The organism is Streptomyces sp. NRRL S-350, from assembly GCF_000719705.1.
Classification (GTDB): domain Bacteria; phylum Actinomycetota; class Actinomycetes; order Streptomycetales; family Streptomycetaceae; genus Kitasatospora.
Genome location: NZ_JOHO01000047.1, coordinates 1 through 23,194, shown reverse-complemented (window position 1 = coordinate 23,194; position 23,194 = coordinate 1). Strand labels below are relative to the sequence as shown.

The 23,194-nt window shown below is 72.2% G+C and carries 22 protein-coding genes, 1 tRNA gene and 1 pseudogene; 15 read left to right on the top strand and 9 right to left on the bottom strand.

Going from position 1 to position 23,194, the window contains the following annotated elements; all coding sequences use genetic code 11:
* Positions 1-55: 55 nt before the first annotated feature.
* Together mshA and IF30_RS0130175 are read left to right on the top strand one after the other, a co-directional pair.
* The gene (gene mshA, locus IF30_RS0130180) at positions 56-1,432 is read left to right on the top strand and encodes a D-inositol-3-phosphate glycosyltransferase (protein WP_051711536.1); all 1,377 of its coding nucleotides are present in this window, start codon (positions 56-58) and stop codon (positions 1,430-1,432) included.
* Positions 1,433-1,609: 177 nt separating this feature from the next.
* Entirely contained in the window at positions 1,610-2,170 is a 561-nt protein-coding gene (locus IF30_RS0130175) for a YbjN domain-containing protein (protein ID WP_078891834.1), read from the top strand.
* A gap of 10 nt (positions 2,171-2,180) precedes the next feature.
* Here the strand turns inward: IF30_RS0130175 and IF30_RS0130170 are convergent, their stop codons facing one another.
* The gene (locus IF30_RS0130170; protein WP_063752843.1) at positions 2,181-3,560 is read right to left on the bottom strand and encodes an MDR family MFS transporter; all 1,380 of its coding nucleotides are present in this window, start codon (positions 3,558-3,560) and stop codon (positions 2,181-2,183) included.
* Positions 3,561-3,709: 149 nt separating this feature from the next.
* Between IF30_RS0130170 and IF30_RS0130165 the strand changes: the two genes are divergently transcribed.
* The gene (locus IF30_RS0130165) at positions 3,710-4,468 is read left to right on the top strand and encodes a phosphoglyceromutase (protein WP_030244342.1); all 759 of its coding nucleotides are present in this window, start codon (positions 3,710-3,712) and stop codon (positions 4,466-4,468) included.
* Positions 4,469-4,704: 236 nt separating this feature from the next.
* On the opposite strand, the gene IF30_RS0130160 is transcribed toward IF30_RS0130165, so the two are convergent.
* Positions 4,705-4,884: a hypothetical protein gene (locus IF30_RS0130160; protein WP_030244340.1), complete on the bottom strand. Its 180-nt coding sequence runs from the start codon at positions 4,882-4,884 to the stop codon at positions 4,705-4,707.
* A 178-nt stretch (positions 4,885-5,062) separates the two neighbouring features.
* Positions 5,063-5,761 (bottom strand): phosphate signaling complex protein PhoU, encoded by a 699-nt coding sequence (gene phoU / locus IF30_RS0130155; RefSeq protein ID WP_030244339.1) that lies wholly within the window; start codon positions 5,759-5,761, stop codon positions 5,063-5,065.
* A 307-nt stretch (positions 5,762-6,068) separates the two neighbouring features.
* Between phoU and IF30_RS0130150 the strand changes: the two genes are divergently transcribed.
* Positions 6,069-7,568 (top strand): sensor histidine kinase, encoded by a 1,500-nt coding sequence (locus tag IF30_RS0130150; RefSeq protein ID WP_234322896.1) that lies wholly within the window; start codon positions 6,069-6,071, stop codon positions 7,566-7,568.
* A gap of 2 nt (positions 7,569-7,570) precedes the next feature.
* Positions 7,571-8,266, top strand: a complete 696-nt coding sequence (locus tag IF30_RS0130145; RefSeq protein ID WP_030061050.1) for a response regulator transcription factor — start codon at positions 7,571-7,573, stop codon at positions 8,264-8,266.
* 106 nt (positions 8,267-8,372) lie between these two features.
* Here the strand turns inward: IF30_RS0130145 and IF30_RS48150 are convergent, their stop codons facing one another.
* The gene (locus IF30_RS48150) at positions 8,373-9,065 is read right to left on the bottom strand and encodes a hypothetical protein (protein ID WP_030244334.1); all 693 of its coding nucleotides are present in this window, start codon (positions 9,063-9,065) and stop codon (positions 8,373-8,375) included.
* Between the two features lie 474 nt (positions 9,066-9,539).
* Between IF30_RS48150 and IF30_RS0130135 the strand changes: the two genes are divergently transcribed.
* The 7 genes from IF30_RS0130135 (at position 9,540) to IF30_RS42195 (ending at position 16,711) form a co-directional block, all read left to right on the top strand.
* On the top strand, positions 9,540-10,022 hold the full coding sequence (locus tag IF30_RS0130135; protein ID WP_030244332.1) for a CarD family transcriptional regulator: 483 nt from the start codon (positions 9,540-9,542) through the stop codon (positions 10,020-10,022).
* 278 nt (positions 10,023-10,300) lie between these two features.
* Positions 10,301-11,056 carry a 2-C-methyl-D-erythritol 4-phosphate cytidylyltransferase gene (gene ispD, locus IF30_RS0130130; protein WP_037901647.1) on the top strand — a complete coding sequence of 252 codons (756 nt, stop codon included), beginning with the start codon at positions 10,301-10,303 and terminating at the stop codon, positions 11,054-11,056.
* Positions 11,046-11,537, top strand: coding sequence for a 2-C-methyl-D-erythritol 2,4-cyclodiphosphate synthase (gene ispF / locus IF30_RS0130125; RefSeq protein WP_030244329.1), 492 nt, complete (start codon positions 11,046-11,048; stop codon positions 11,535-11,537). The genes ispD and ispF overlap by 11 nt, the downstream gene beginning before the upstream one ends.
* A 280-nt stretch (positions 11,538-11,817) precedes the next feature.
* Entirely contained in the window at positions 11,818-12,213 is a 396-nt protein-coding gene (locus tag IF30_RS0130120; RefSeq protein WP_030244327.1) for a PPOX class F420-dependent oxidoreductase, read from the top strand.
* Between the two features lie 96 nt (positions 12,214-12,309).
* Positions 12,310-13,704 carry a cysteine--tRNA ligase gene (gene cysS / locus IF30_RS0130115; protein ID WP_030244325.1) on the top strand — a complete coding sequence of 465 codons (1,395 nt, stop codon included), beginning with the start codon at positions 12,310-12,312 and terminating at the stop codon, positions 13,702-13,704.
* A 135-nt stretch (positions 13,705-13,839) separates the two neighbouring features.
* Complete coding sequence (gene rlmB, locus IF30_RS0130110) at positions 13,840-14,832, top strand: 23S rRNA (guanosine(2251)-2'-O)-methyltransferase RlmB (protein ID WP_030244324.1); 993 nt, start codon at positions 13,840-13,842, stop codon at positions 14,830-14,832.
* Between the two features lie 211 nt (positions 14,833-15,043).
* Positions 15,044-16,711 (top strand): DoxX family membrane protein, encoded by a 1,668-nt coding sequence (locus IF30_RS42195; protein ID WP_051711534.1) that lies wholly within the window; start codon positions 15,044-15,046, stop codon positions 16,709-16,711.
* 349 nt (positions 16,712-17,060) lie between these two features.
* Here the strand turns inward: IF30_RS42195 and IF30_RS0130100 are convergent, their stop codons facing one another.
* The 3 genes from IF30_RS0130100 to IF30_RS0130090 all read right to left on the bottom strand — a co-directional run bounded on the left by IF30_RS0130100 (position 17,061) and on the right by IF30_RS0130090 (position 19,743).
* Complete coding sequence (locus IF30_RS0130100) at positions 17,061-17,927, bottom strand: nucleotidyltransferase family protein (RefSeq protein WP_078891833.1); 867 nt, start codon at positions 17,925-17,927, stop codon at positions 17,061-17,063.
* 79 nt (positions 17,928-18,006) lie between these two features.
* On the bottom strand, positions 18,007-18,450 hold the full coding sequence (locus tag IF30_RS0130095; protein WP_030244318.1) for a hypothetical protein: 444 nt from the start codon (positions 18,448-18,450) through the stop codon (positions 18,007-18,009).
* A 201-nt stretch (positions 18,451-18,651) separates the two neighbouring features.
* On the bottom strand, positions 18,652-19,743 hold the full coding sequence (locus IF30_RS0130090) for an ABC transporter ATP-binding protein (RefSeq protein ID WP_030244316.1): 1,092 nt from the start codon (positions 19,741-19,743) through the stop codon (positions 18,652-18,654).
* Positions 19,744-20,024: 281 nt separating this feature from the next.
* Between IF30_RS0130090 and IF30_RS0130085 the strand changes: the two genes are divergently transcribed.
* Positions 20,025-20,098, top strand: a tRNA-Thr gene (locus tag IF30_RS0130085).
* 111 nt (positions 20,099-20,209) lie between these two features.
* Here the strand turns inward: IF30_RS0130085 and IF30_RS50645 are convergent.
* Entirely contained in the window at positions 20,210-20,524 is a 315-nt protein-coding gene (locus tag IF30_RS50645; RefSeq protein WP_324605666.1) for a hypothetical protein, read from the bottom strand.
* A gap of 345 nt (positions 20,525-20,869) precedes the next feature.
* Between IF30_RS50645 and IF30_RS0130075 the strand changes: the two are divergent.
* Positions 20,870-21,091, top strand: a pseudogene (locus IF30_RS0130075) (NUDIX hydrolase); the annotation flags it as partial.
* A gap of 1 nt (position 21,092) precedes the next feature.
* On the opposite strand, the gene IF30_RS0130070 reads toward IF30_RS0130075, so the two are convergent.
* The gene (locus IF30_RS0130070; protein WP_051711532.1) at positions 21,093-22,037 is read right to left on the bottom strand and encodes a nuclease-related domain-containing protein; all 945 of its coding nucleotides are present in this window, start codon (positions 22,035-22,037) and stop codon (positions 21,093-21,095) included.
* A gap of 759 nt (positions 22,038-22,796) precedes the next feature.
* On the opposite strand from IF30_RS0130070, the gene IF30_RS42190 reads away from it, so the two are divergent.
* Positions 22,797-23,021, top strand: coding sequence for a hypothetical protein (locus tag IF30_RS42190; protein WP_234322895.1), 225 nt, complete (start codon positions 22,797-22,799; stop codon positions 23,019-23,021).
* Positions 23,022-23,194: the final 173 nt, after the last annotated feature.

Genomic DNA, 23,194 nt, shown 5'->3' with positions numbered 1-23,194 from the left:
GGGCGGCCCGGACGCGGACCGCCTCGACGGGCCGCACAGAGGAGGCTTCAGCCAGGTGATCCAGCACCCCGTCCGTTCGGTCCGCCGTGCCCAGGCGGCCGTGCCCGCGCGCGGCCGGCTCCAGTCGCTCGTCCCGGGGCGCCGCCGCCCGCGCCGGATAGCGATGCTCAGCGTCCACACCTCGCCGCTGCACCAGCCCGGCACCGGGGACGCCGGCGGGATGAACGTCTACATCGTCGAACTGGCCAAGCGCCTGGCCGACCTCAACATCGAGGTCGAGGTGTTCACCCGGGCGATCTGCTCGGACGACGCCCCGACGGTCGAGCTGGCTCCGGGCGTGCTGGTCCGCCACGTCACCGCCGGGCCGTACGAGGGCCTGGTCAAGGAGGACCTGCCGGCCCAGCTGTGCGCCTTCACCCACGGGGTGCTGCGGACGGAGGCAGGCCACCGTCCCGGCCACTACGACCTGGTGCACTCGCACTACTGGCTCTCCGGGCAGGTCGGCTGGCTGGCCGCGCAGCGCTGGGGGGTGCCGCTGGTGCACACCATGCACACCATGGCGAAGGTCAAGAACGCCGCGCTGGCCGAGGGCGACACGCCGGAGCCCGCGGCCCGGGTGATCGGCGAGACGCAGGTGGTGGAGGCGGCCGACCGGCTGATCGCCAACACCACCGAGGAGGCCGCGGAGCTGGCGCTGCACTACGCGGCCCGGCCGGACCAGCTGGCCGTCGTCCACCCCGGGGTCAACCTGGACGTGTTCCGCCCGGGCGGCGGTTCGCAGTCGCAGTCCGCGGTCCGGGCCCGGCTGGGCCTGCCGCAGGACGCCGCCGTGCTGCTCTTCGCCGGTCGGATCCAGCCGCTGAAGGCCCCGGACGTACTGCTGCGGGCGGTCGCCGCGCTGCTGGACCGCCGCCCCGAACTGCGCGAGCGCCTGGTGGTGCCGGTGGTCGGCGGGCCGTCCGGCACCGGGCTGGCCCGGCCGGAGAGCCTGCACAAGCTCGCCGCCCAGCTCGGCATCTGCGACGTGGTGCGCTTCCACCCGCCGGTCGGGCAGGAGCGGCTCGCGGAGTGGTACCGCGCGGCGACGGCCCTGGTGATGCCGTCGTACAGCGAGTCCTTCGGCCTGGTCGCGCTGGAGGCGCAGGCCTGTGGCACCCCGGTGGTGGCGGCCGCGGTCGGCGGCCTGCCGGTCGCGGTGCGGGACGGAGAGACCGGCACCCTGGTGCGCGGCCACGACCCGCTGGAGTGGTCGCACGCACTGGAGCCGTACGTCACCGACCCGGCGCTGGTGGCCCGGCGCGGCGCGGCGGCGGCCCGGCACGCGTCCGCCTTCGGCTGGGACACCGCGGCGGCGACCACGGCGGAGGTGTACGCCGGCAGTCTGGCCCGCCCGGCCGGCCGGCTGGCCGCAGCCCGGCGGCGGCTGACCTGACCGGCCCTGACCTGACCGGCCCTGACCTGGCCGGCCCTGACCTGGCTGGCCCCGCCCCGCCCCGCCCTGACCTGACCGGCCCAGGGCACGAGCCGGTGAGCCGAGCCGGGTGGCGGCCGGGGGCCGCGCGGCGGCTGAGGCTGCGCCCGGCGGGTACCGGCGAGTAACGTCAGCTCCATGGCAATCCGCACCAAGGACGAGGCACTGACCCTCCTGCGCGCCGCCCTGGACGGCGCCGGCGTGGCCTGGGAGCCGGCCGCCACCGACCCGTACACGCTGGTCGCGACCCTCCCCGGCACCCGCAAGCTGAGCACCACCTGCGCCCTGCGGGCCGGCGATCACACCCTGTCGGTGAACGCGTTCGTGATCCGCCGCCCGGACGAGAACCACGAGGCCGTCTACCGCTGGCTGCTGGAGCGCAACACCAGGCTGTACGGCGTCGGGTACGCGGTCGACTCGCTCGGCGACGTCTACCTGGCCGGCCGGCTGCCGCTGGAGGCGCTCACCCCGGAGGTCGTCGACCGACTGCTGGGGACGGTGCTGGAGAACGCGGACGAGCCGTTCAACACCCTGCTGGAGCTGGGCTTCGCCTCGGCGATCCGGCGTGAGTGGGAGTGGCGGACCAAGCGCGGCGAGTCCACCCGCAACCTGGCCGCCTTCGCCCACCTGGCCGCCTCCCCCGACGCTCCCGCCAACGACACCGCCAACGACACCGCCGAGGACCCGGCCGCCGACTGAGGACTCAGGTTCAGGCGCCCGCCGGGGCCTTCTCGGGCTCCACCGGGGGCGCCACCAGGCGCTCAGCCACGGGCTCCACCAGGTGCTCAGCCACGGGCTCGGCCGTGGGTTCCGCCGGGGGCGCCGCCACGGGCACCGCCGCGCTCCCCGCCGGAGCGACGGCCACGACGGTCCTGGTGTCCGCCGCGACGCCGGTCCGCTTCCCGAGCAGCGCGTATCCGATCGCGGCGACGGTCCCGCAGACCCCGCACGCGCCCCACAGCGCCCCGCCGCCCGCCCGCTCCAGCAGCACGCCGCCCGCGGCCGGGCCGAGGAACGAGGCCAGTGACCAGGAGAGCGAGTAGACGCCCTGGTAGCGGCCGCGCGCGTGCGTCGGTGACAGTTCGGCGATCAGTCCCATGAGGGTCGGTGTGTAGAGGATCTCCCCGATCGTCCAGACGGCCACGGTGAGGGCGTAGAACCAGGCGGACGACCCGGCCAGGGCGGTCAGTCCGAATCCCCAGCCGATGAACAGGGAGGCGGCCGCCAGCATGGCCGACCGGCTTCGGTTCTCGACCCACCGCGTGAACGGGATCTGCAGCAGCACGATCAGCAGCCCGTTCAGGCCGATGACCAGGCCGTACTCGGAGGAGGTGACCCCCTTGAGGCCCATGTTCACCGCGAGGGTGGTGGAGCCCTGCTGGAGCACGAGGGCGAGCAGCAGGGTGAGTCCGACCACGGCCATGAAGCGGCGGTCCCGGAACACCGTGCCGAGGCCGGTCGCCGGCTCGTCGGCCTTCGCCACCGGGGTGTCGGGCTTGGTCTCCGGGAGCCTGACGAAGATCACCACGGCGCAGAGCACGGTGGAGAGCGCGTCCAGCAGGAAGAGCGTGAGGTAGCCGTGGGTGGCGATCAGGCCGGCGGCGGCCGAGGAGAGGCCGAAGCCCAGGTTGATCGCCCAGAAGTTCAGCGAGTAGGCGCGGACCCGGTCGGGGGCCGGGACGATGTCCGCGATGATCGCCGAGATGGCCGGCCTGGTGGCGTTGTTGCAGAAGCCCACCAGGAAGGCCACCACCGCGATCGCCACCTGGCCGTCCGCGAAGCCGAGGACGGTGGTGAACAGCGCGGTGCCGAGCTGAGCGGCGAGCAGGGTGGGGCGCCGCCCGATCCGGTCGGTCAGCACCCCGGCGACGATCGAGGACAGCGCCGAACCGAGGCCGAACAGGGAGGCCACCAGGCCCGCGTAGGAGGCCGAGTACCCCCGGCTGCCGGTGAGGTAGAGCGCCAGGAACGTGACCACGAACGCGCCGAGCCGGTTGACCAGGGTCGAGACCCAGAGCCACCAGAACTGACGCGGCAGCCCGCCCGCCGTCTCCTGGAGCATCCTTCGGAACCGGGGGGTGACGAGCATGTGGGGGCTCCCGAGGGCAGGCGTCCGCTGAGCGGCGCGGCAGGACCGATCAGCCGACGCATGTAAGTGTCGGCTGCGCGGGGCACACGTTACACATCGGCCGAAGGTCCCCACCAGGGATTTTCGGGCCCTCTACTAAGCTGGGCGCCATGGCTGACACGACGTACCGACTCATCCTGCTCCGCCACGGCGAGAGCGAGTGGAACCAGAAGAACCTGTTCACCGGTTGGGTCGACGTCGACCTCAACGAGAAGGGCGAGAAGGAGGCCGCCCGCGGTGGCGAGCTCCTGGCCGCCGAGGGCCTGCTCCCCGACGTGCTGCACACCTCGCTGCTGCGCCGTGCCATCCGCACCTCGCAGATCGCCCTGGACAAGGCCGACCGCCACTGGATCCCGGTGAGCCGCAGCTGGCGCCTGAACGAGCGGCACTACGGCGCGCTGCAGGGCAAGGACAAGGCCCAGACCCTGGCCGAGTTCGGCGAGGAGCAGTTCCAGCTGTGGCGCCGCTCGTACGACACCCCGCCGCCGGCGCTGGCCGACGACTCCGAGTACTCGCAGGCCGCCGACCCGCGCTACGCCGAGATCCCGAGCGAGCTGCGCCCGCGCACCGAGTGCCTGAAGGACGTCGTCGAGCGGATGCTCCCGTACTGGTACGACGCCATCGTCCCGGACCTCGCCGCCGGCAAGACCGTGCTGGTCACCGCCCACGGCAACAGCCTGCGCGCGCTGGTCAAGCACCTCGACGGCATCTCCGACGAGGACATCGCCGGCCTGAACATCCCGACCGGCATCCCGCTGGTCTACGAGCTCGACGCCGACTTCAAGCCCGTCGCCAAGGGCGGCCGCTACCTCGACCCGGACGCCGCCGCGGCAGCCATCGAGGCGGTCAAGAACCAGGGCAAGAAGTAAGCCCGAAGGCCCGTGGGCCCCGCTTCCGGTTCGCCGGGAGCGGGGCCTTCCTCGTTCGACCGCCGTCGCGGGCAGGCCTGCCAGGCACGTCGGGCGGGTCGGGCGGGTCGGGCGCGCCGGTCATCGGATGTCCGGCACGCACGACGGGGCGCACGGCCGTCCGTCTCGACGGTCGTGCACCCGGTCGTGGGTCCTGTGGTCGTGCGCCGCGGCCGGGCCCCCGGGGCCGGGAGGCCTCAGTGGCCGCCGCAGCAGCCGCCGTCCGCGCCGCCGCACTGGCAGGGCGCGCCGGACTGGCAGCCGCAGCCGCAGCCCGGGCCGCAGCCGCAGCCGGCCGCGAGGACGGGCAACAGCTTCGGGGTGGGCGGCTCGACGGTGTCGCGGGCCGATGCCGGGCGGGTCGGGTTGGCCTTCATCGAGCTGTTCCCTCCGTGAAGCGGGCACACTCCGGCGCCCGATACTCCGAGTGAAACCGCCGGACGGACGGAGCGTCAACGGGCGCGCAGTGGTGGGGCGTACGGGGATCCGTGCGCCCGCACCACCCTCGCCACAGGTTTACTCACCCCTCGGGACGAGCGGCCGTCGCAGCGGAGCTCACTCCGCAGCGCCGACCTCCACGGCCGCGGCGGCCCCGGTGGCGGCCACGAACTCGGCCACGTGCTCGCCGGTCACCAGGTACACCACGCGCTTGGCGACCGACACCGCGTGGTCCGCGAAGCGCTCGTAGTAGCGGCCGACCAGGGTGAGGTCGACGGCCGTCTCGATGCCGTGGTGCCAGCGTTCGTCGATCAGGTGCGACAGCAGCTCGCGGTGCAGGGTGTCGATGGCATCGTCGTCCTGCTCCATCTCCAGGGCCTTGTCGACGTCCTTGGTGGCGATCACCAGTCCGGCCTTGGCCACCAGGCGCTGGGCGAGCTGGCCCATCTCCAGGACGGTGGAGTGCAGGTCGCGGGGGACCGCCGTGTCCGGGTAGCGCATCCGCGCGACCTTGGCGACGTGCCGGGCGAGATCGCCGCAGCGCTCCAGGTCGGCGCTCATCCGCAGCGAGGTGACGACGATGCGCAGGTCGGTGGCGACGGGCTGCTGGCGGGCCAGCAGGTCGATGGCCCGGTTCTCCAGCTCGTGGTGCAGCTCGTTGACCTTCTCGTCGGCGGAGATCACGCTCTCCGCCAGCGCCAGGTCCGCGTCGAGGAGGGCGGTGGTGGCGCGGCCGAGGGCAGAGCCGACCAGCCGGGCCATCTCGACCAGGCTGTCGCCGATCGCATCGAGTTCCTCGTGGTACGCGTCGCGCATGTTCTCTCCTCAGTAGCTGTGTCGGTGGCGGTGCCGACCGGTCATCCCGTCCGACTGTCGTTCCGGCGTCCGGGTGGCCGCTGCTGGTGGCGCGCATCGTACGCGCACACCCGAGCCGGTGGCCGCTGTTCCCACCCACCGATCTCTCCCACACGGGCTGCCCGGCCAACTTTCCGCCGCCCGGGCGACGCCGCACGGCCAGTGCGGTGAATCGGCAGCTACGTGGAGGTGAATTCTCGGCAACGTGCGGTCGATGCCTTGATCCACCCCTTGGGGAGTGGCCTGGCCGTGCGCTTACGCTGGCCACATGGACGTGAACGTGGCCGCCGCCGCTGCCTGCGCCATAGCCGGGCTCGGCGTCGGCCTCACCGCCTCCATCGCCTTCCGTTGGAGCGAGCGCGAGCAGGCCAGGGGCAGACACGGCGGAACAGGCGGCAAGAACCACGGCCGGTACCAGGGACTGGGCACCGGCAACCCCGAGCCCCCACTGCCGCCGGGGGTCGACACGGTGCTCTCCGTACTCCGCTCCTGCGCGATCGTGCTGGGAGAGGGCGACGAGGTGGTCAAGGCCAGCTCGGCGGCGTACGCGATGGGCCTGGTGCGGGGCGGCGCCGTCGCCGTGGACCAGATGCTCGCGCTGGCCCGCGCCACGCGCCGGGACGGCGAGATCCGCCAGGTCGAGCTGGAGGTGCCCCGGCCGGGCACCGCCCGCGCGGTCGAGCCGCTCGCGGTCTCCGTCCGGGTCGCCCCGCTCGGCTCCCGGCTGGTGCTGGTGCTGGTCGAGGACCAGACCGAGCGGCGCCGGGTGGAGGCCGTCCGCCGGGACTTCGTGGCCAACGTCAGCCACGAGCTCAAGACCCCGGTCGGCGCCCTGTCGCTGCTCTCCGAGGCGGTCGCCGACGCGTCCGACGACCCGGAGGCGGTGCAGCGCTTCGCCGGCCGGATGCAGGTCGAGGCGACCAGGCTGGCCAGCCTCGTCCAGGAGATCATCGACCTCTCGCGGGTCCAGGACGACCGCCTGATGGTGGACCCGGAGCCGGTCGCGGTGGACGAGCTGATCGCCGAGGCGATCGACCGCTGCCGCCAGCAGGCCGCGGCCAAGCAGATCCTGATCGCGGCGGGCGGCATCGCCGGCCTCTACCTGCACGGCAACCGCGGCCAGCTCGCCGCCGCGCTCGGCAACCTGGTCGAGAACGCCGTCAACTACAGCCCCCCGCGCACCCGGGTGGCGATCGCCACCCGACGGATCTCCAGCGCCGCGGCGCTCGGCGAGGCGGACGGCGAGCTCATCGAGATCTCGGTCACCGACCAGGGCATCGGCATCTCCGAGAAGGACCGCGAGCGGGTCTTCGAGCGCTTCTACCGCGTCGACCCGGCCCGCTCCCGGGCCACCGGCGGCACCGGCCTCGGCCTCTCCATCGTCAAGCACGTGGCCGCCTCGCACGGCGGCACCGTCTCGGTGTGGAGCGTCGAGGGGCAGGGCTCGACCTTCACGGTCCGCCTGCCCGCCGGCCAGGTCCCCGCCGCCGACGAGCCCGGTCGGAGCATCGGGCCGGACCACGGGTCGGACGGCACCGGCGAGCCGGGCCACGAGCCGGACCACGCGCCGGGCCAGGAGCCGGGCCACGGGCCGGCCGGTGCCGATGCGCCGGGCCACGAACCGGACGCCGGAGGGCCCGCCGTGCCACCCCGAGCCCCCGCCACGGACCGTACGGACCGCAGGGCCCGCACGGACCGTTCGCTCCCCGCCGGGGAGCGGGAACCACACCTGTCAGACACAACCCCCCAGCTTGCCCCGGAGGCCTGATCGTGACCCGAGTACTGGTGGTCGAGGACGAGGAGTCGTTCAGCGACGCCCTCTCGTACATGCTCCGCAAGGAGGGCTTCGAGGTGGCCGTGGCCGCCACCGGCCCCGACGCGCTGGAGCAGTTCGAACGCAACGGCGCCGACCTCGTCCTGCTCGACCTGATGCTGCCGGGCCTGCCCGGCACCGAGGTCTGCCGCCAGCTCCGGGTGCGCTCCAACGTCCCGGTGATCATGGTGACCGCCAAGGACAGCGAGATCGACAAGGTGGTCGGCCTGGAGATAGGCGCGGACGACTACGTCACCAAGCCGTACTCCACCCGCGAGCTGGTCGCCCGGATCCGCGCGGTGCTGCGCCGCCGCGGCGAGGACGGCGGCGCGGGCGAGAACGGCGGCGGCCCGGGCGCCCTGGAGGCGGGCCCGGTCCGGATGGACGTGGACCGGCACGTGGTGACCGTGGACGGCGCCAAGGTCGACCTGCCGCTCAAGGAGTTCGACCTGTTGGAGATGCTGCTGCGCAACGCGGGCCGGGTGCTCACCCGCATGCAGCTGATCGACCGGGTCTGGGGCGCGGACTACGTCGGCGACACCAAGACCCTGGACGTCCACGTGAAGCGCCTCCGGGCCAAGATCGAGCCGGACCCGGGCGCGCCGCGCTACCTGGTCACCGTCCGCGGCCTGGGCTACAAGTTCGAGCCGTAGACCGCGGGCAACCCGCCCATGCGGACGGCCCCCGCCGGCATTCGGCGGGGGCCGTCGCATTGCTCCCGGCGGCCCGTGCGGGCTCGCCGGGAGCGGATGCCGTCGATCAGTGGGCGGCCGGGACGGCGGGGGTGGTGGCGCCGGCCGGGACGGCTGCGCCGGTGGGCGAGGCGCCCGGGGTGGTGGCACCGGCGGTCGGAGTGCCGGCACCGGTGCTCGGGGCGGCCGGGCTGGGGGAGGCGCTCTTCGACGGCGTGGAGCTCGCCGCGGGGGTGGGTCCGAAGCCCTTGTACAGGCCGCGGCCGTTCTCGCCCGCGTCCGGGTTCACGCCGGCCTGGGCGTCGACCTTCCGGCCGTCCTTGAAGGTGAACGTCGTGGTGACGAAGCCGCCGACGAAGACGGAGGCCGAGGAGACGGAGGCGGACGGGTTGCCCTGGCCACCGATCGCCACCGCGCCGCCGGCCGGGATGACGATGCTCGACAGCGGGGCGCCCGCGGCGTCGGTGAAGGTGGCGGTGGCGCCGTTGCCGACGGTGATGGACTGCAGCTCGGCCGGGATGGTCGCGGTGTTCGCGACGTTGACGACCACGTTGGCGGGGCCGGTGTAGTCGCCTGCGGTGCCCTCCCCGGTGACGACCACGATGTTGTTCAGCCGGAGGTTCGCTCCGAGCGTCGCTGCCGCGTTGTCGGGCTTGATCTGCAGGGTGTCCGGCGCGTTGCCGGCCGCGCAGGAGGACAGCGAGGCGATGGCGATGGCGGCGATGGCGGCGATGCTGCCGCGTCGAAGGCTCCGGCTCACGGCGGCGGCTTCTCCTCAGGTCACGTGTCGGTAGGTCAGGTCTCAGATTATCGACCTCACTTATGCGCTCCTCACGGGGTGGTCCCCCGTGTCGCACTCCCGAGGGCCGCCGGAGGCCGTCCGGGCGTACGTCCGGGCGTACGTCCGGGCGTACGGCCGGGCCTACGTCCGCGGACTCCGGCATGTCACGGTCACGCCGGGGACAAGCTTCGACCAAGATCGAATAACGATTCGGACGCGACCCGAAAAAGGGTGAAAGCTCAAGATCCAATCACGGTTGCAGGGGTGTTGCGCAAGGGTTTCTCCGAACCCCGGAACCGCCTCCGACCTGCGGGAAGCCTCCCCCGAACGGCGGCCGCAGCACGTCATGGGGGCCCTTGTCAAGCCCCGAGACCCGCCCTGACCTGCGAAAACGCCCTTCGGGTGCGCCGAGAAGCGTGTTATTCTGGAAAGCCACGGAAGGGGTCCTGTCACATGACGTTCAAGGTTGGCGACACGGTGGTCTACCCCCATCACGGGGCCGCGCTGATCGAGGCCATCGAGATTCGCCAGATCAAAGGTGTGGACAAGACCTACCTGGTGCTCAAGGTGCAGCAGGGAGACCTGACGCTCCGCGTGCCCGCCGAGAACGCGGAGTTCGTCGGCGTGCGCGATGTAGTCGGCCAGGAGGGTCTGGACCGGGTCTTCGAGGTGCTGCGCGCACCGTACACGGAAGAGCCGACCAACTGGTCCCGTCGCTACAAGGCGAACCTGGAGAAGCTCGCCTCGGGCGACGTTATCAAGGTCGCCGAGGTTGTGCGCGACCTCTGGCGTCGCGAGCGCGAGCGCGGCCTCTCGGCCGGCGAGAAGCGGATGCTCGCGAAGGCACGCCAGATCCTCGTCAGCGAACTCGCGCTGGCGGAGAACACCAACGAGGACAAGGCGGAAACGCTGCTCGACGAGGTCCTCGCCTCGTAGCGCACGCGTCCACGCAGTGCAGTCGGGCTGCCCGCCCAACGCTCACAGCGCCCGGTGTCGGCGCGCCACTCCCCGGATGAACCGTCCGGGAGTGGTGCAGTGGCACTTCGGGCGCTGAGGCGTGTCCGGACGACGCCTCCCGGCCGAGCCGGTCCCAGGCCTGCAAGACCGTTTTTGCGGAGCTGTGCGGCGGGCAGCGGACCGTGGTTCTTCGGAAGGGGCCCGGTGCGCCCGCCGGGCACGCCAAGGCCATACCCACTTCGCCGAAGGAGTGAAACCTGAACGCGTCAGCAGCAGTCGCAGCAGCAGTGGTGCCCGCCGCCGGACGCGGCGAACGGCTGGGGCCGGGGGCCCCGAAGGCCCTGCGGGAACTGGGCGGTGTGCCGCTCCTGGTGCACGCCGTCCGGGCGCTGGCCCGCAGCCGGGCCGTCGGCCTGGTCGTCGTCGCCGCACCCGCGGACGGGGTGGCCGGAGTGGTCGCCCTGCTGGACAGCCACGGGCTGGACGGCAAGGACATCCGGGTGGTGGCCGGCGGCGCGACCCGCCAGGAGTCGGTCCGGCTGGGCCTGGCCGCGATCCCCGAGGACGTGGAGATCGTCCTGGTGCACGACGCGGCCCGCCCGCTGGTCCCGGTCGAGGTGGTGGACGCCGTCGCCGCCGCCGTCCGGGCCGGGGCACGGGCAGTGGTGCCCGCGGTGCCCCTGGCCGACACCGTGAAACGGGTCGAGCCGAACCCGGGCCACCCCGAGCCGGTGCTCGACACGCCCGAGCGGTCCACCCTGCGCGCGGTGCAGACCCCGCAGGGCTTCGACCGCGCCACCCTGGCCGAGGTGCACGCCAAGGCGCTGGCCGAGGAGAGCGCCGGCACCGCCGACGCGCCGCCGGTCACCGACGACGCCGGCCTGGTCGAGCGCTACGGCGGCCGGGTCGTCGTGGTGCCCGGCCACGAGGAGGCGTTCAAGGTCACCCGCCCGCTGGACCTCGTGCTCGCCGAGGCCGTACTCGCCCGCCGGAGGGCCGCCGATGCCTACTGACCCGTTGATCCCCCGCATCGGGATCGGCACCGACGTGCACGCCTTCGAGGCCGGCCGCCTGCTCTGGGTGGCCGGGCTGGAGTGGCCGGACGCCGGGGTCGGGCTCTCCGGGCACTCGGACGCCGACGTGGCCGCGCACGCCTCCTGTGACGCGCTGTTCTCGGCCGCCGGGATCGGCGACCTGGGCGCCCACTTCGGCACCGACCGCCCGGAGTGGGCCGGCGCCTCCGGGGTGAAGCTGCTCGGCGAGGCGGCCCGGCTGGTCCGCGAGGCCGGCTTCGAGATCGGCAACATCGCGGTCCAGGTGATCGGCGTCCGGCCGAAGATCGGCAAACGGCGGGCCGAGGCGCAGGCCGTGCTCTCGGAGGCGGCCGGCGCCCCGGTGTCCGTCTCCGGCACCACCACGGACGGGCTGGGCCTCACCGGCCGGGCCGAGGGGCTGGCGGCGATCGCCACCGCCCTGGTGTACGAGCGGCGTTGAGCCCGCTGCGCTCGGCGGGCTCGGTGCACTCGGGGTGCTCGGCGGCAGGCCCGGCCGGTGCGGCAGGCCGTTGGCGGGTCGGGCGGGCTCCGACCGGTGGGCCGGTGTGCCGGTGTGCCGGTGAGCCGGTGAGCCGGTGAGGTGAGCGGGCCGGGAAGAACCGGTGGCTGACGGGTGTTCACCCGGCTTGACGGGGGCCTGAGTCGATACTGTGCGGTTTCGGGCCCGTGCGGGGCTTCCCCTCGGGCCGTACCGCCGCCGACGAGATGAGGATTCCAGTATGAGCACCCAACTCTCCGACCGTGCCAAGGCGTTGATCGACGGCAAGAGCTTCGCCGTGGTCTCCACGATCCAGCCCGACGGCAGCCCCCAGTCCTCGGTGGTCTGGGTCAAGCGGGACGGCGAAGACATCCTGTTCTCCACCGTCGAGGGCCGCCGCAAGCACCTCAACCTGGTGCGCGACCCCCGCGTCTCGATCCTGGTCAACCCGGCGGACAGCCCGTACGAGTACCTGGAGGCGCGCGGGGAGGTCACCCTGACCACCGAGGGCGGCCGGGAGCTGATCGACGAGCTGGCCGCCAAGTACCGGGGGGTGGACAAGTACACCTGGGACGGCCCGGACGACGTCCGGGTGGTGGTGCGGCTCACCCCGCGCAAGGTGGTCGGCAGCCTCTGAGGTTCCGGCCCGCGACCTGCCGTTCCCCGGGATCACACCACCGTTGTCCCGGGGAATGTGGCGGGGCACCCCCCGCCGCCCACTACGCTTGACGCTGTGAGCATTCGTCTGTACGACACCAGCACCCGACAGGTACGCGACTTCGTCCCGCTTGTACCGGGTTGTGTCTCGATCTACCTGTGCGGCGCTACCGTCCAGTCGGCGCCTCACATCGGACACATCCGGTCCTACCTCGACTTCGACATCATGCAGCGGTGGTTCGCCTACCGCGGCTACCAGGTGACGTTCGTCCGGAACGTCACCGACATCGACGACAAGATCATCGCCAAGGAGCGCGAGCTCGGCACGCCGTGGTGGCAGATCGCCTACGAGAATGAGCGCGCCTTCAACGACGGCTACAGCGCCCTCGGGTGCCTGCCGCCGACCGTCGAACCGCGGGCCACCGGGCACGTCCCCGAGATGGTCGAGATGATGCAGGGGCTCATCGAGCGGGGCCACGCCTACGCGGCCGACGGCAACGTCTACTTCGACGTGAAGTCGTACCCCGAGTACCTCGCGCTCTCCAACCAGAAGCTGGCCGACCTGCGCCAGCCCGAGGGGGACGGCGAGACCGGCAAGCGGGACCAGCGCGACTTCGCGATGTGGAAGGCCGTCAAGCCGGGCGAGCCGAGCTGGGACACCCCGTGGGGCCGCGGCCGCCCGGGCTGGCACCTGGAGTGCTCGGCGATGGCCCACAAGTACCTGGGCGAGGCCTTCGACATCCACGGCGGCGGACTCGACCTGGTCTTCCCGCACCACGAGAACGAGATCGCCCAGTCCAAGGCCTTCGGCGACGACTTCGCGAACTTCTGGGTGCACAACGCCTGGGTCACCCTGGCCGGTGAGAAGATGAGCAAGTCGCTGGGCAACTCGGTGCTCGTCGCCGAGATGGTCCGGACGTGGCGGCCGATCGTGCTCCGCTACTACCTGGCGGCCCCGCACTACCGCTCGATGATCGAGTACAGCGAGGAGTCGCTGCGCGAGGCCGAGGCCGGCTTCGGCCGGATCGAGGGCTTCATCCAGCGCGCCGTCGAACGCTGCGGAGCGGTCGACGCGGCGCCCGAGGTGCCGCCGGCCTTCGCCGAGGCGATGGACGACGACTTCGGCGTTCCGCAGGCGCTGGCCGTCGTGCACACCGCCGTCCGCCAGGGCAACAGCGCCCTGAACGCGGACGACAAGGAGAGCGTGGTGGCGCGACTCGCCGAGGTCCGTGCGATGCTCGGAGTACTGGGCCTCGACCCGCTCGACCCGCACTGGGCCGGGACGGAGCGCGGCGAAGACCTCCACGGCGTGGTCGACTCGCTGGTCCGCCTGGTCCTGGACCAGCGGCAGGCGGCGCGCGAGCGCAAGGACTTCGCCACCGCGGATGCCATCCGCGACCAGCTCGGCCTCGCCGGGCTGGCGATCGAGGACACCCCGTCCGGCCCGCGCTGGACGATCAACAGCCAGTAACCCCGTCTCACGATCGGGGTGAGGGTGGGCCGTACCGGACCGGTGCGGCCCTCCCGCATGACGTAGCGCATGCCGACGGCCGCCGCCGGACAGAAACGGGGCGGCCGGGCATGCCGGACAGACAGGAAGTAAGCCATGGCCGGCAACAGTGCACGCAGGAACCGCCGCAACCCCGGATCGAAGAAGGGCGCGTCTGTCGGTACCGGCGGCCACAGCCGGAAGGCGCTCCAGGGCAAGGGCCCGACCCCGCCCGGCGCGGAACGCAAGGGCCACCCCAAGCAGCGCGCGGCCAACGCCGCGCTCAAGCGCGAGCGGGACGCCAAGGCCCGCGCCGGCATGCGCCGGGCCGGTGCCGGCGGTCGCGGCGGCCGCGGCGGCGCGGGCAGCGCCGAGCTGGTCTTCGGCCGCAACTCGGTGGTCGAGGCACTGCAGGGCGGCGTGCCGGCCAACGCGCTGTACGTCCAGCAGTTCATCGACACCGACGACCGCGTCCGCGAGGCCTTCCAGGCCGCCAACGACCGCGGCATCCCGCTGATGGAGGCCCCGCGCCCGCAGCTGGACCAGATGACCGGCGGGCTCAACCACCAGGGCCTGGTGCTCCAGGTGCCGCCGTACGAGTACGCGCACCCCGAGGACCTGCTGGTCGAGGCCGCCGACGCCGGTCAGCAGGCGCTGATCATCGCGCTGGACGGCGTCACCGACTCGCGCAACCTCGGCGCGGTCGTCCGCTCCGCCGCCGCCTTCGGCGCGCACGGCGTGGTCATCCCCGAGCGCCGCGCGGCCGGCATGACCGCCGGTGCCTGGAAGACGTCCTCGGGCGCTGCCGCCCGGCTGCCCGTCGCCCGGGCCACCAACCTCACCCGCACCCTGGAGGCCTACCAGAAGGCCGGCCTGATGGTGGTCGGCCTGGCCGCCGACGGTGAGGGCGAGCTCGGCGACCTGGAGCTGCTGACCGGGCCGGTCGTGATCGTCGCGGGCAGCGAGGGCAAGGGCCTGTCCCGACTGGTCTCGGAGACCTGCGACATGCGGGTGCGGATCCCGATGTCCGGCCTCACCGAGTCGCTGAACGCGGGCGTCGCGGCGGGCATCGTGCTGTACGAGGCCGCTCGACTGCGCGCCAAGCGCTGAGTGCGGGGTGCCGGGTGCCGGGTGCTGGGCAGTGATTTGCTGAGCACATCGGGGATGCGGAGCGCAGGCGTTCTTCCGAATTCTCCGTAATCCGGGTGAAAAGCGATCGGGCCCGACTGGGCTCGATCGCTTTTTTCATGATCACTTCAAGTGTGCGCCGGACATCCACTCGGGAGAGTGTCCTAAGCGGCCGTCACCCGGTTAGACGGGCGTGGACACCAGAACACCTCGGCGCCCCCTGTTCGGCGGCAGCAGTACCGGGATAGACGCGGACCCGGCCCTCAACACCGTCAAGGTGGAGTCGGACCCCGCGCGGCTCAGCAGCACCCAGGCGAGTTTCCGGCTCCGGCTCGGCTCCCCGGTGGCGCCGCTGATCGAGGCTCCGGCCGGACTGCTGTCCACCGGCGCCGCGTTCGGCGACCCGTACGCCAACCAGGGCCTGATCCGCCGTCCGCTGGTCACCCCGCAGGTCGTCGTGCCTGCCTCCGCCGTCCCCGTACTGGCCGGCGCCGGGGCCGGTGGCGGGCCGCGCCGCAAGGGCCGGGTCACCGCCGTCACCTGGACCGGGCAGGCACCCCCCGGCGACCTCGCGGCCACCCGACTGCTGGAAGCGGTCCAGCGCGGCGGCACCCCCGCGGGCGGCGTCGGCCTGGCCGAAGCGGACACCCAGGTGATCCCGTCCCTCGCAGGCGCCCGGACCGTCCCGCGCCAGCTCCGCGACGGCACCGGCACCGCCACCGACGCGGGCGTCGGCCCGGTCGGCGAGCCGCACGGCTGGACCCCCAGCGGCGAACTGCCCGAGGTCTCCGCCGCCGACGCCGCCGGAAAGCAGCCCTGGTACCCCGGCCGCCGGGTCGACCTCGGCCTGGTGCTGCTGCCGCTGCGCGCCGTCCTGGGCTCGCTCTCGGTCTACGCCGGGTTCAGCAAGCTCTGCGACCCGGTGTACTTCGACGGCGGCGAACGCGGCTCCATGATGCGCTGGCTCTCCTCGCTGCACCCGTGGAAGGTCGCCGAACCGCTGCTGTCCTTCGCCATGGCGCACCCGGTGGGCGCCGGCCTGGCGGTGTCGTTCACCGAGATCGTGGTCGGCGTGCTGACGGTCCTCGGCCTCTGGCAGCGGCTCGCGGCCGGCGCGGCGATGGCACTCTCCGCCACGCTGCTGTTCACCGTCAGCTGGCGGGCCGTCCCCGTCTACGACACGCCCGACCTGATCTTCCTCGCGGCCTGGAGCCCGCTCCTGATCGCCGGGGCACCGTTCGCCTCGCTGGACGGCCGGCTCAACCTGGAAGCCTGGCGGCGGTTCGGCGCCGACGCGCCCCGGGCGCTGCGCCGCCGGGTGCTGCGCCGGGGCACCGTCGTCACCACGGTCGTCGTCGGCCTGACCCTGCTGCTCGGCTCGATGCTCGGCGCCGCCGTCCGCACCGGCGCCCGGGCACACCAGGCGCCGAACCGCCCGGCCACCGACTACGGCACCCCGGTCTGGCCCTCCGACGGCCCGTCCGGCGCCCCGGCGGGCAAGGGCCCGTCCACGTCGCCCTCACCCGCCGCCCCGCGCCCGGCCACCCCGACGCCGAGCGCCGCCACACCGACCGCTCCTGCCTCCAAGCCGGCCACCCCGACCCCCAGCGGCAAGGGACACAGCGGCAAGCCCGAGACCGGGGCGGGCTCCTCCCCGGCCCCGGCCGCCCCGACCGCCGGGTCGGGCGGCTCCGCCCCCGCGCCGCGCAGCACACCGGGCCCGGGCAGCTCGGGCCCGGCGCCCAAGTCCAGCCCGAGCTCCGGCGCCGGGCTGCTCGGCGGGGTGCTGGGCAGCGCGCCGCTGGCCGACCTGTCCGGCAGCGGCCGGGCCTCCCGTCCGGAGGCGCCGACCGCGACCTGACGTCCCGGGACCCGGGCCTGAGGTCCCGGGGTTCAGGGCCCGTGCCTCGGGGTCCAGAGCCCCGGGTCCGAGGCCCGGGAGGTGGCGGTACGCACCGATCGGCCGGGTGCTCCGTGGGGGAGCACCCGGCCGATCGGTGTCCGGTGTCCGGGCCCTCGGCCGTCGCTGCGGGTCCCGCAGGGTGCCTGGGAGGCGCTACCGCGGACGTCCGGGCCGCTACCGAGGAGCACGGGGCTCCACGGCGCTACTGCGGACGTCCGGCGCGCCACCGCGGACGGTAGGGCCGCCACCGCGGACGGCAGGACTGCTACCGCGGACGGTAGGACTGCTACCGCGGACGGTAGGACTGCTACCGCGGGGCGCGGCCGGCGCCGGCCGCGAGTTCCTTGGCGGCCTCGGTGAGGTCCTTGGCGGTGTCGATCGCGCGCCAGTACACGCCTTGCGGCAGCTGGTAGCCCGCCAGCCGCTTCCCGCGCGCGAGTTGGGGGAAGGTGGTGCGCTCGTGGTCGCCCACGTCCGGCAGCAGCTCGGCGAACTCCGGGCTGAACACGTACAGGCCGGCGTTGATCAGGAAGGGCGACGGCGGCGCCTCGATGAAGTCCAGCACGTTCCCGAACTGGTCGGTCTCCACGGCGCCCCACGGGATCCGGGGCCGGGCCAGCGCGAGCGTCGCCACGGCGTCCCGCTCGTGGTGGAAGGCGGCCATGTCGCGCAGGCTGAAGCGGGTCCAGATGTCGCCGTTGGTGGCGTACCAGGGCTCGTCCGGGCGGGGCAGCGCCTTGGCCGCGTACTTGAGGCCGCCGCCGCGCCCGAGCGGCTCCGCCTCGACCACCGTGCGCACCCGCAGCGGCAGGTCCGCCTTGTCGAGCCACTCCTCCAGCACGTCGGCGAGGTGCCCGCAGGAGACCACCACGTCGGTGACGCCCTCGGCGGCGAGCCAGGCCAGTTGGTGGCCGAGGATCGGCATGCCCGTCCCCGGGATCTCGACCAGCGGCTTCGGGCGGTCGTCCGTGTAGGGGCGAAGTCGGGAGCCCTGGCCGCCGGCCAGGATGACGGCCTGGGTGACGGGCGTCGAGGTCGGCCGCGGTGGGGGAGGAGGCTGTGGGGAGTTCAGCGGCTGCGTGGACTGAGGAGGCTGTGAGGACTGCGGAGACGGCGAGGGCTGCGGAGACTGCGAGGACGTGAGGTCGGCGGCGTGGCCTGAGTCAGCGGTCATGCCTGAACAATAGGACGCGTCGTCGACGCCGTCCGGAGCTTTCCCCGGACGGACTTCCCGGCCCCGGCCCGCCCGACCGTCAGCCCACCACACCCGACGCGAACGACCCGTCGCAGACCGGGCGGGCGAAGGAACGGGCCCGCTGGACGTCACCCTGGTACTTGCGCACCGCCGCCTTGCCCAACTCGGTGGCCAGCGAGGTGCAGTACGGCGTCAGGGAGGGCTGCTCGCGCATCGAGCGCTCCAGCAGGTCCAGCGCGGCGGACGGGTTCTTCGCGCGCAACTCGTCCAACAGGGCCACCCGCAGCGACTCCTGCGGTGCGAGGCCGTCCGGGGCCTTGGTCGCGGTGGTGGAACGCCCGATCCCGGCCCCGTCACCGCTGGAGGCCGCCACGACCTGCTGGTCGAGACCGGTCGGCGGGGCCCACGGGACCCGGGTCACGGCGAGGGTGCCGGTGGTCACCAGGACGACCGGCAGGGTCAGGGCGACGGTCTGGCCGATACGGCGCACAAGCTGCTTCACCCTCAGGAGAGTAGCGGTGGGTGCGGGCCGGATCGCCCTCCGTTACACCATCGAGTGACAGGTGTCCGGGTTCGTCCCTGCGCCGTGTTGACGCGGCGGTGTACGGGCGGAGCCCGCCGGACCGGGAAGGGTCCGACGGGCTCCGTCGTGGCGTGCGGCTGCCGGGGCGTTCGTCCCGCCGGCCGCTCGTCCGCCGTGGCGTCAGCTGCTCAGGCGCAGACCGGTGCTGCTGGAGAAGACGTGGGTCTCGTTGGCGATCGGCACGACGTGGATCGTCTCGCCACGGGCCGGGATCTGGCGCCCGGGCACGCGCACGACCAGGTCCTGGTCCTTGCCGCTCAGCTGGGTGGTGCCGTAGACGAAGCCGTCCGAGCCCAGCTCCTCGACCACGTTCACGGTCACCGCGACGCCCTCGATGCCCCCGGAGGAGACGATCTCGAAGTGCTCGGGGCGGACGCCGACGGTCACCGTCTTGTCCGTGCCGGCGCCGGCCAGGTCCTCGCGCGAGATGTTGACGACCGAGCCGCCGAACTTCACGCCGCCGTCGACCAGCGGCACCTCGACCAGGTTCATGGCCGGCGAGCCGATGAAGCCCGCCACGAACAGGTTGGCAGGCCGGTCGTACATGTTGCGCGGAGTGTCGACCTGCTGCAGCAGACCGTCCTTGAGCACCGCCACGCGGTCGCCCATGGTGAGCGCCTCGGTCTGGTCGTGGGTGACGTACACGGTGGTGATGCCCAGCCGGCGCTGCAGGCCGGCGATCTGCGTACGGGTCGAGACGCGGAGCTTGGCGTCCAGGTTCGACAGCGGCTCGTCCATCAGGAAGACCTGCGGCTGGCGGACGATCGCACGACCCATCGCGACGCGCTGGCGCTGACCGCCGGAGAGCGCCTTCGGCTTGCGGTCCAGCAGCTCGGTGAGGTCGAGGATCTTCGCGGCCTCCTCGACCTTGGTGCGGATCTCGGCCTTGTTCACGCCGGCGATCTTGAGCGCGAAGCCCATGTTCTCGGCGACCGTCATGTGCGGGTAGAGCGCGTAGTTCTGGAACACCATCGCGATGTCCCGGTCCTTCGGCGGCAGGTGCGTGACGTCCCGGTCGCCGATCCGGATCGCGCCGCTGTTGACGTCCTCCAGACCGGCCAGCATGCGCAGGCTCGTCGACTTGCCGCAGCCCGAGGGGCCGACCAGCACGAGGAACTCGCCGTCCGCGATCTCCAGCTCAAGGGCATCCACCGAGGGCTTGTCCGCCCCGGGGTAGACGCGCGTCGCCTTGTCGTACGTGACAGAAGCCATGATTGTGCTCTCCTTCACCGGCAGGAACGTGCCGGACGATCCGAGTAAAGGGGGTCAGTTGTACTCCGCCGGCCCGCCAGTGGTCTGAACCACTGCACGATCCGGCTCCCGGCGACGCTACCTGCGCTTCCGCCGCTTGTCAGCCCCCACCGCCCCGAATTCGGCATCGGTTCCATCACGCCCGCCCCACCCCGCCAACCCCCGGATATCCCACCACCCCGCCACCCGCGCCCGGTAGACTGCCCCCGGTGCCGCCGTGATCCGTCGCGGACGGCCACCGTGCCTCCTTAGCTCAGCTGGCCAGAGCACCGCTCTTGTAAAGCGGGGGTCGTCGGTTCGAACCCGACAGGGGGCTCAGCTTCCGGCCCAGGTCAGAGGGCCGGAGAACACAGAACGCCCCGGGCCGTGATCGGCTCGGGGCGTTCTGACATCTCCGGATGGCATCAGTCGGTCCTGCGGCGGCGCTTCAGCAGCCGGTCCATGTGCCGCACGCCTCCCGCTGCTTCTCCTGCACCACGTGCGTGTAGACCTCCATCGTGACGGCGATCTGTCTGTGGCCGAGGATCGCCATCAGGTCCCGGGGTGCCACGCCGGCGGCGGACCGGAGCGTCGAGCCGGAGCGCAGCGAAGTGGTCAGCAGCACGAGCGCCCGCCACTGGGGCTGGATGGCATCCGCGACGGCGTAGGTATCCCGAAGGCTCAACACCAGACGATCCGGGACGTCATATGTGTCAGCCCCCTTGATCCGGCACGGATTGTGCTTGATCAGCACATCGTCCACGGCTGTGGACAGGATGCTGCGGAGGGGCTGGTACGCCTCGACTACGGTCGACTCCCGCTTCTAGAAGGCGGGTTCGCCATCTCCGGACCCGAACGAGCGTGATGTCGGAGAGGAAGCGGCCGCCGAACGTCGGCTTGGCAGCCGAAGGACGCCCTCGTACAGCTCCGTGGGGTGTCCTCCAACTTCCGCTCTTCCAGTCACTCGTCGGCGAAGTCACCGACCTTGACCTTCCCAGCGTCCGGGTCGGTGCACTGGTCGCGCTTGATGTCGGCTTCGATGAGCGTGAGCGCGAAGCGTCGGCGGTTTTTTGCCCATGGCCGCCGCACAGACCGCCCAGAACGTGACCGTGGCATCGTCACCCTGGTCTTCCGGTGCCACCCCGAGGGCGGTAGCGAGCAACTGTCGGACGAGTCGACGGCGGTTGAGTGGCTCACCCCGGAAGAGATCGCCGACCGCATGGGTGAGATCTACGCCGTCCGCCTGCTCGACGCCGTCCGGGGCGACGCGGCCCCGCACGTCCGGACACACGATGGCCGGACGCTCATCGACATGCCGCAGGCGAGCTGAGTCAGCCGGTCTTCCTGCCGCGCTTGCCCAGCTGGCTCCAGACGTGCCGGTGGCGGGCGATGGTGAAGACCCGATCCACCCTGTTCGGGGACAGCACCTCCGGCCGGGCAGGGAGGACCGAGGCGATCTGCTCGCCGTCGATGACCGTCACCCCCGGTGTCGCACCGAGCGTGATCTTCTGGGCGCCGACGACGGCGATGACGGGGTGAACGGGGACCTCGAAGCCGCACCACTCGGTGAGCAACTTGGCGGCACGGCTCGCCTCGAACTCCGAGTTCTCCAGATACGGGAAGCCGTTTCGGTTGACCTTCACCACCTTGTCGCCGACCCACACAGTGGCGCCCGGATGGTGCTTCGAGTTGATCGTGAAGACGCCCGGCGGGCCGATCACCACGTGATCGATGTCGGACCCCGACGGCAGCGGAACCCCGTGCAGGACCTTCCAGCCGGCGGCCTTCAGCGGCTCCAGCCGGGCCCCGACGATCTGCTCGCCCTCCAGGCCGCGAAGCGTGCTCGAATCACCGAGGCGCTGACGGGTGACCTTGGCAGCGAGCCGGACGAGCAACCCGTACCTCTCCTCGCCCTCGCGCACCAGGCTCTCCAGCCCCGCGCCGGGCAGGTTCCGTGCCAGGTCGTCCTCATCTCGCATCGGGGGTAGGAACGGGACCTCTGCCCGAGGCTGCGGCACGGGTATGGGAGCCGACTTCGGCCGCGGATGCTCCTTGCCCTGGTGCCGGACGGTGCGCGGCGGCACGTGGCCGCCGAAGGACCTGCACCACTCCTCGACCTTGGCCAGTGCGAGAGCCTCGAACTCCGGGCTGCCAACCGTGACGACGCCGGACTTGCAGTCCAGCCAGGCAACCGAATCCCCGCGGGTGCCAGCCTTGTTGACGTAGAGCCGTTCCTTCCCCGGTACCCGCCAAGGCTTGACCACCAGTTCCGTCATTCGTCCCCCTCCGACACGGCCTCCCTGACCAAGGTCAGCATGCCCACGGACCGATCAGCAGGAACGCGGAGAGCCGGCCAGCCGAGCCGGTTCAGCCAAAGGCCAGAAGCCCGGTCCGGGCGAGCGGGAGTGGCTACGGGGCCAGGGTGCGGGTGCCAGCGCGCGCAAACTCAGGCGGGCGGTGTATGGGAAGGGATGAGGATCAGAGGAGTTGGGGCGAGGGGGTGGGGTTGGAAGGTGGCTGTTACGAGTTTCGCTACTGGTTCAAGGGCGCGCACAGCGCGCGGCCCTGCCGCTCGCCGTCGCTCCTGTCTTGCGCTCCGCTTCGGCGGCGACCGGGCGCGCACGACGAGCGTGCGGCCGGGAGAGTAGCCGAGGTTAGAGCCCGTCGTGGCTGGGGGCGGGCGGGTCCACAGTTTTACCCACCTCCCAGGCTCGGACCCGAGTCGAGCAAGAACCGGGGGCCACTCGGCCAAATTGCGGTCAGGCCCAGAAGCCCTGACTGAGTCGCAATAGCTTACGGCCCCCCGATCACGCTCGACCCCGGACCAGGCAGAACACCGGCCAAAATTGTTCCACCGCCTCGGATTCGGTGCACAATCGATCACTTCCGAAGATAGGGCGTAACTCTGTAGTTAGCTGAGTAGATTGCTGAGCTATGGATTTCACTGTGATCGCCAACGCGGTAGAAGTTGATGCTGGCGTAAAGCGTCTGTCGATGCGGTTCATCAAGAAGTACGCCGCTCCCGATCGGGCAAGGTGTGCGAGCAGATCAGCAAGGCGCTTGAAGGTCACGGGCTCGTGACCGTGCCGAGGACCTTGCCGACCTCAGAGGCTGAGTGGGTGTACGTGGTCGCCAAGGACAGTCCTCTTGGAGAGGCGGTCACGGTCGCCTCGTTTGTGGCCCGCCTGACGAAGATCGGGCTGGCCCCGTTCGGGGAGAAGACGCCCACGTTCCCGGATCTCGCTGAAAAATTCGCCTAAGGGTTGTCCCGCAATTGATGACCAGGTGCTACGGGGTAGCCCGCGGGCTCGTATGCAAGTCGGGGCTCACCTGTTGCCCGACTTGATCCATGGCCATTTGACGGTACAGACCACGATGGGCGCGACGAGCATGGCCAGCATCCACAGTCCCACGCTCGCTGGAGAGTAGATGT

What these genes read in the sequence shown, in the direction of transcription:
- IF30_RS0130175 (WP_078891834.1), top strand. Translation starts at nt 1,610, where the DNA reads ATGGCAATCCGCACCAAGGACGAGGCACTGACCCTCCTGCGCGCCGCC.
- IF30_RS0130170 (WP_063752843.1), bottom strand. Translation starts at nt 3,560, where the DNA reads ATGCTCGTCACCCCCCGGTTCCGAAGGATGCTCCAGGAGACGGCGGGC.
- IF30_RS0130165 (WP_030244342.1), top strand. Translation starts at nt 3,710, where the DNA reads ATGGCTGACACGACGTACCGACTCATCCTGCTCCGCCACGGCGAGAGC.
- IF30_RS0130160 (WP_030244340.1), bottom strand. Translation starts at nt 4,884, where the DNA reads ATGAAGGCCAACCCGACCCGCCCGGCATCGGCCCGCGACACCGTCGAG.
- phoU (WP_030244339.1), bottom strand. Translation starts at nt 5,761, where the DNA reads ATGCGCGACGCGTACCACGAGGAACTCGATGCGATCGGCGACAGCCTG.
- IF30_RS0130150 (WP_234322896.1), top strand. Translation starts at nt 6,069, where the DNA reads ATGGACGTGAACGTGGCCGCCGCCGCTGCCTGCGCCATAGCCGGGCTC.
- IF30_RS0130135 (WP_030244332.1), top strand. Translation starts at nt 9,540, where the DNA reads ATGACGTTCAAGGTTGGCGACACGGTGGTCTACCCCCATCACGGGGCC.
- ispF (WP_030244329.1), top strand. Translation starts at nt 11,046, where the DNA reads ATGCCTACTGACCCGTTGATCCCCCGCATCGGGATCGGCACCGACGTG.
- IF30_RS0130120 (WP_030244327.1), top strand. Translation starts at nt 11,818, where the DNA reads ATGAGCACCCAACTCTCCGACCGTGCCAAGGCGTTGATCGACGGCAAG.
- rlmB (WP_030244324.1), top strand. Translation starts at nt 13,840, where the DNA reads ATGGCCGGCAACAGTGCACGCAGGAACCGCCGCAACCCCGGATCGAAG.
- IF30_RS0130100 (WP_078891833.1), bottom strand. Translation starts at nt 17,927, where the DNA reads ATGACCGCTGACTCAGGCCACGCCGCCGACCTCACGTCCTCGCAGTCT.
- IF30_RS0130090 (WP_030244316.1), bottom strand. Translation starts at nt 19,743, where the DNA reads ATGGCTTCTGTCACGTACGACAAGGCGACGCGCGTCTACCCCGGGGCG.
- IF30_RS0130070 (WP_051711532.1), bottom strand. Translation starts at nt 22,037, where the DNA reads ATGACGGAACTGGTGGTCAAGCCTTGGCGGGTACCGGGGAAGGAACGG.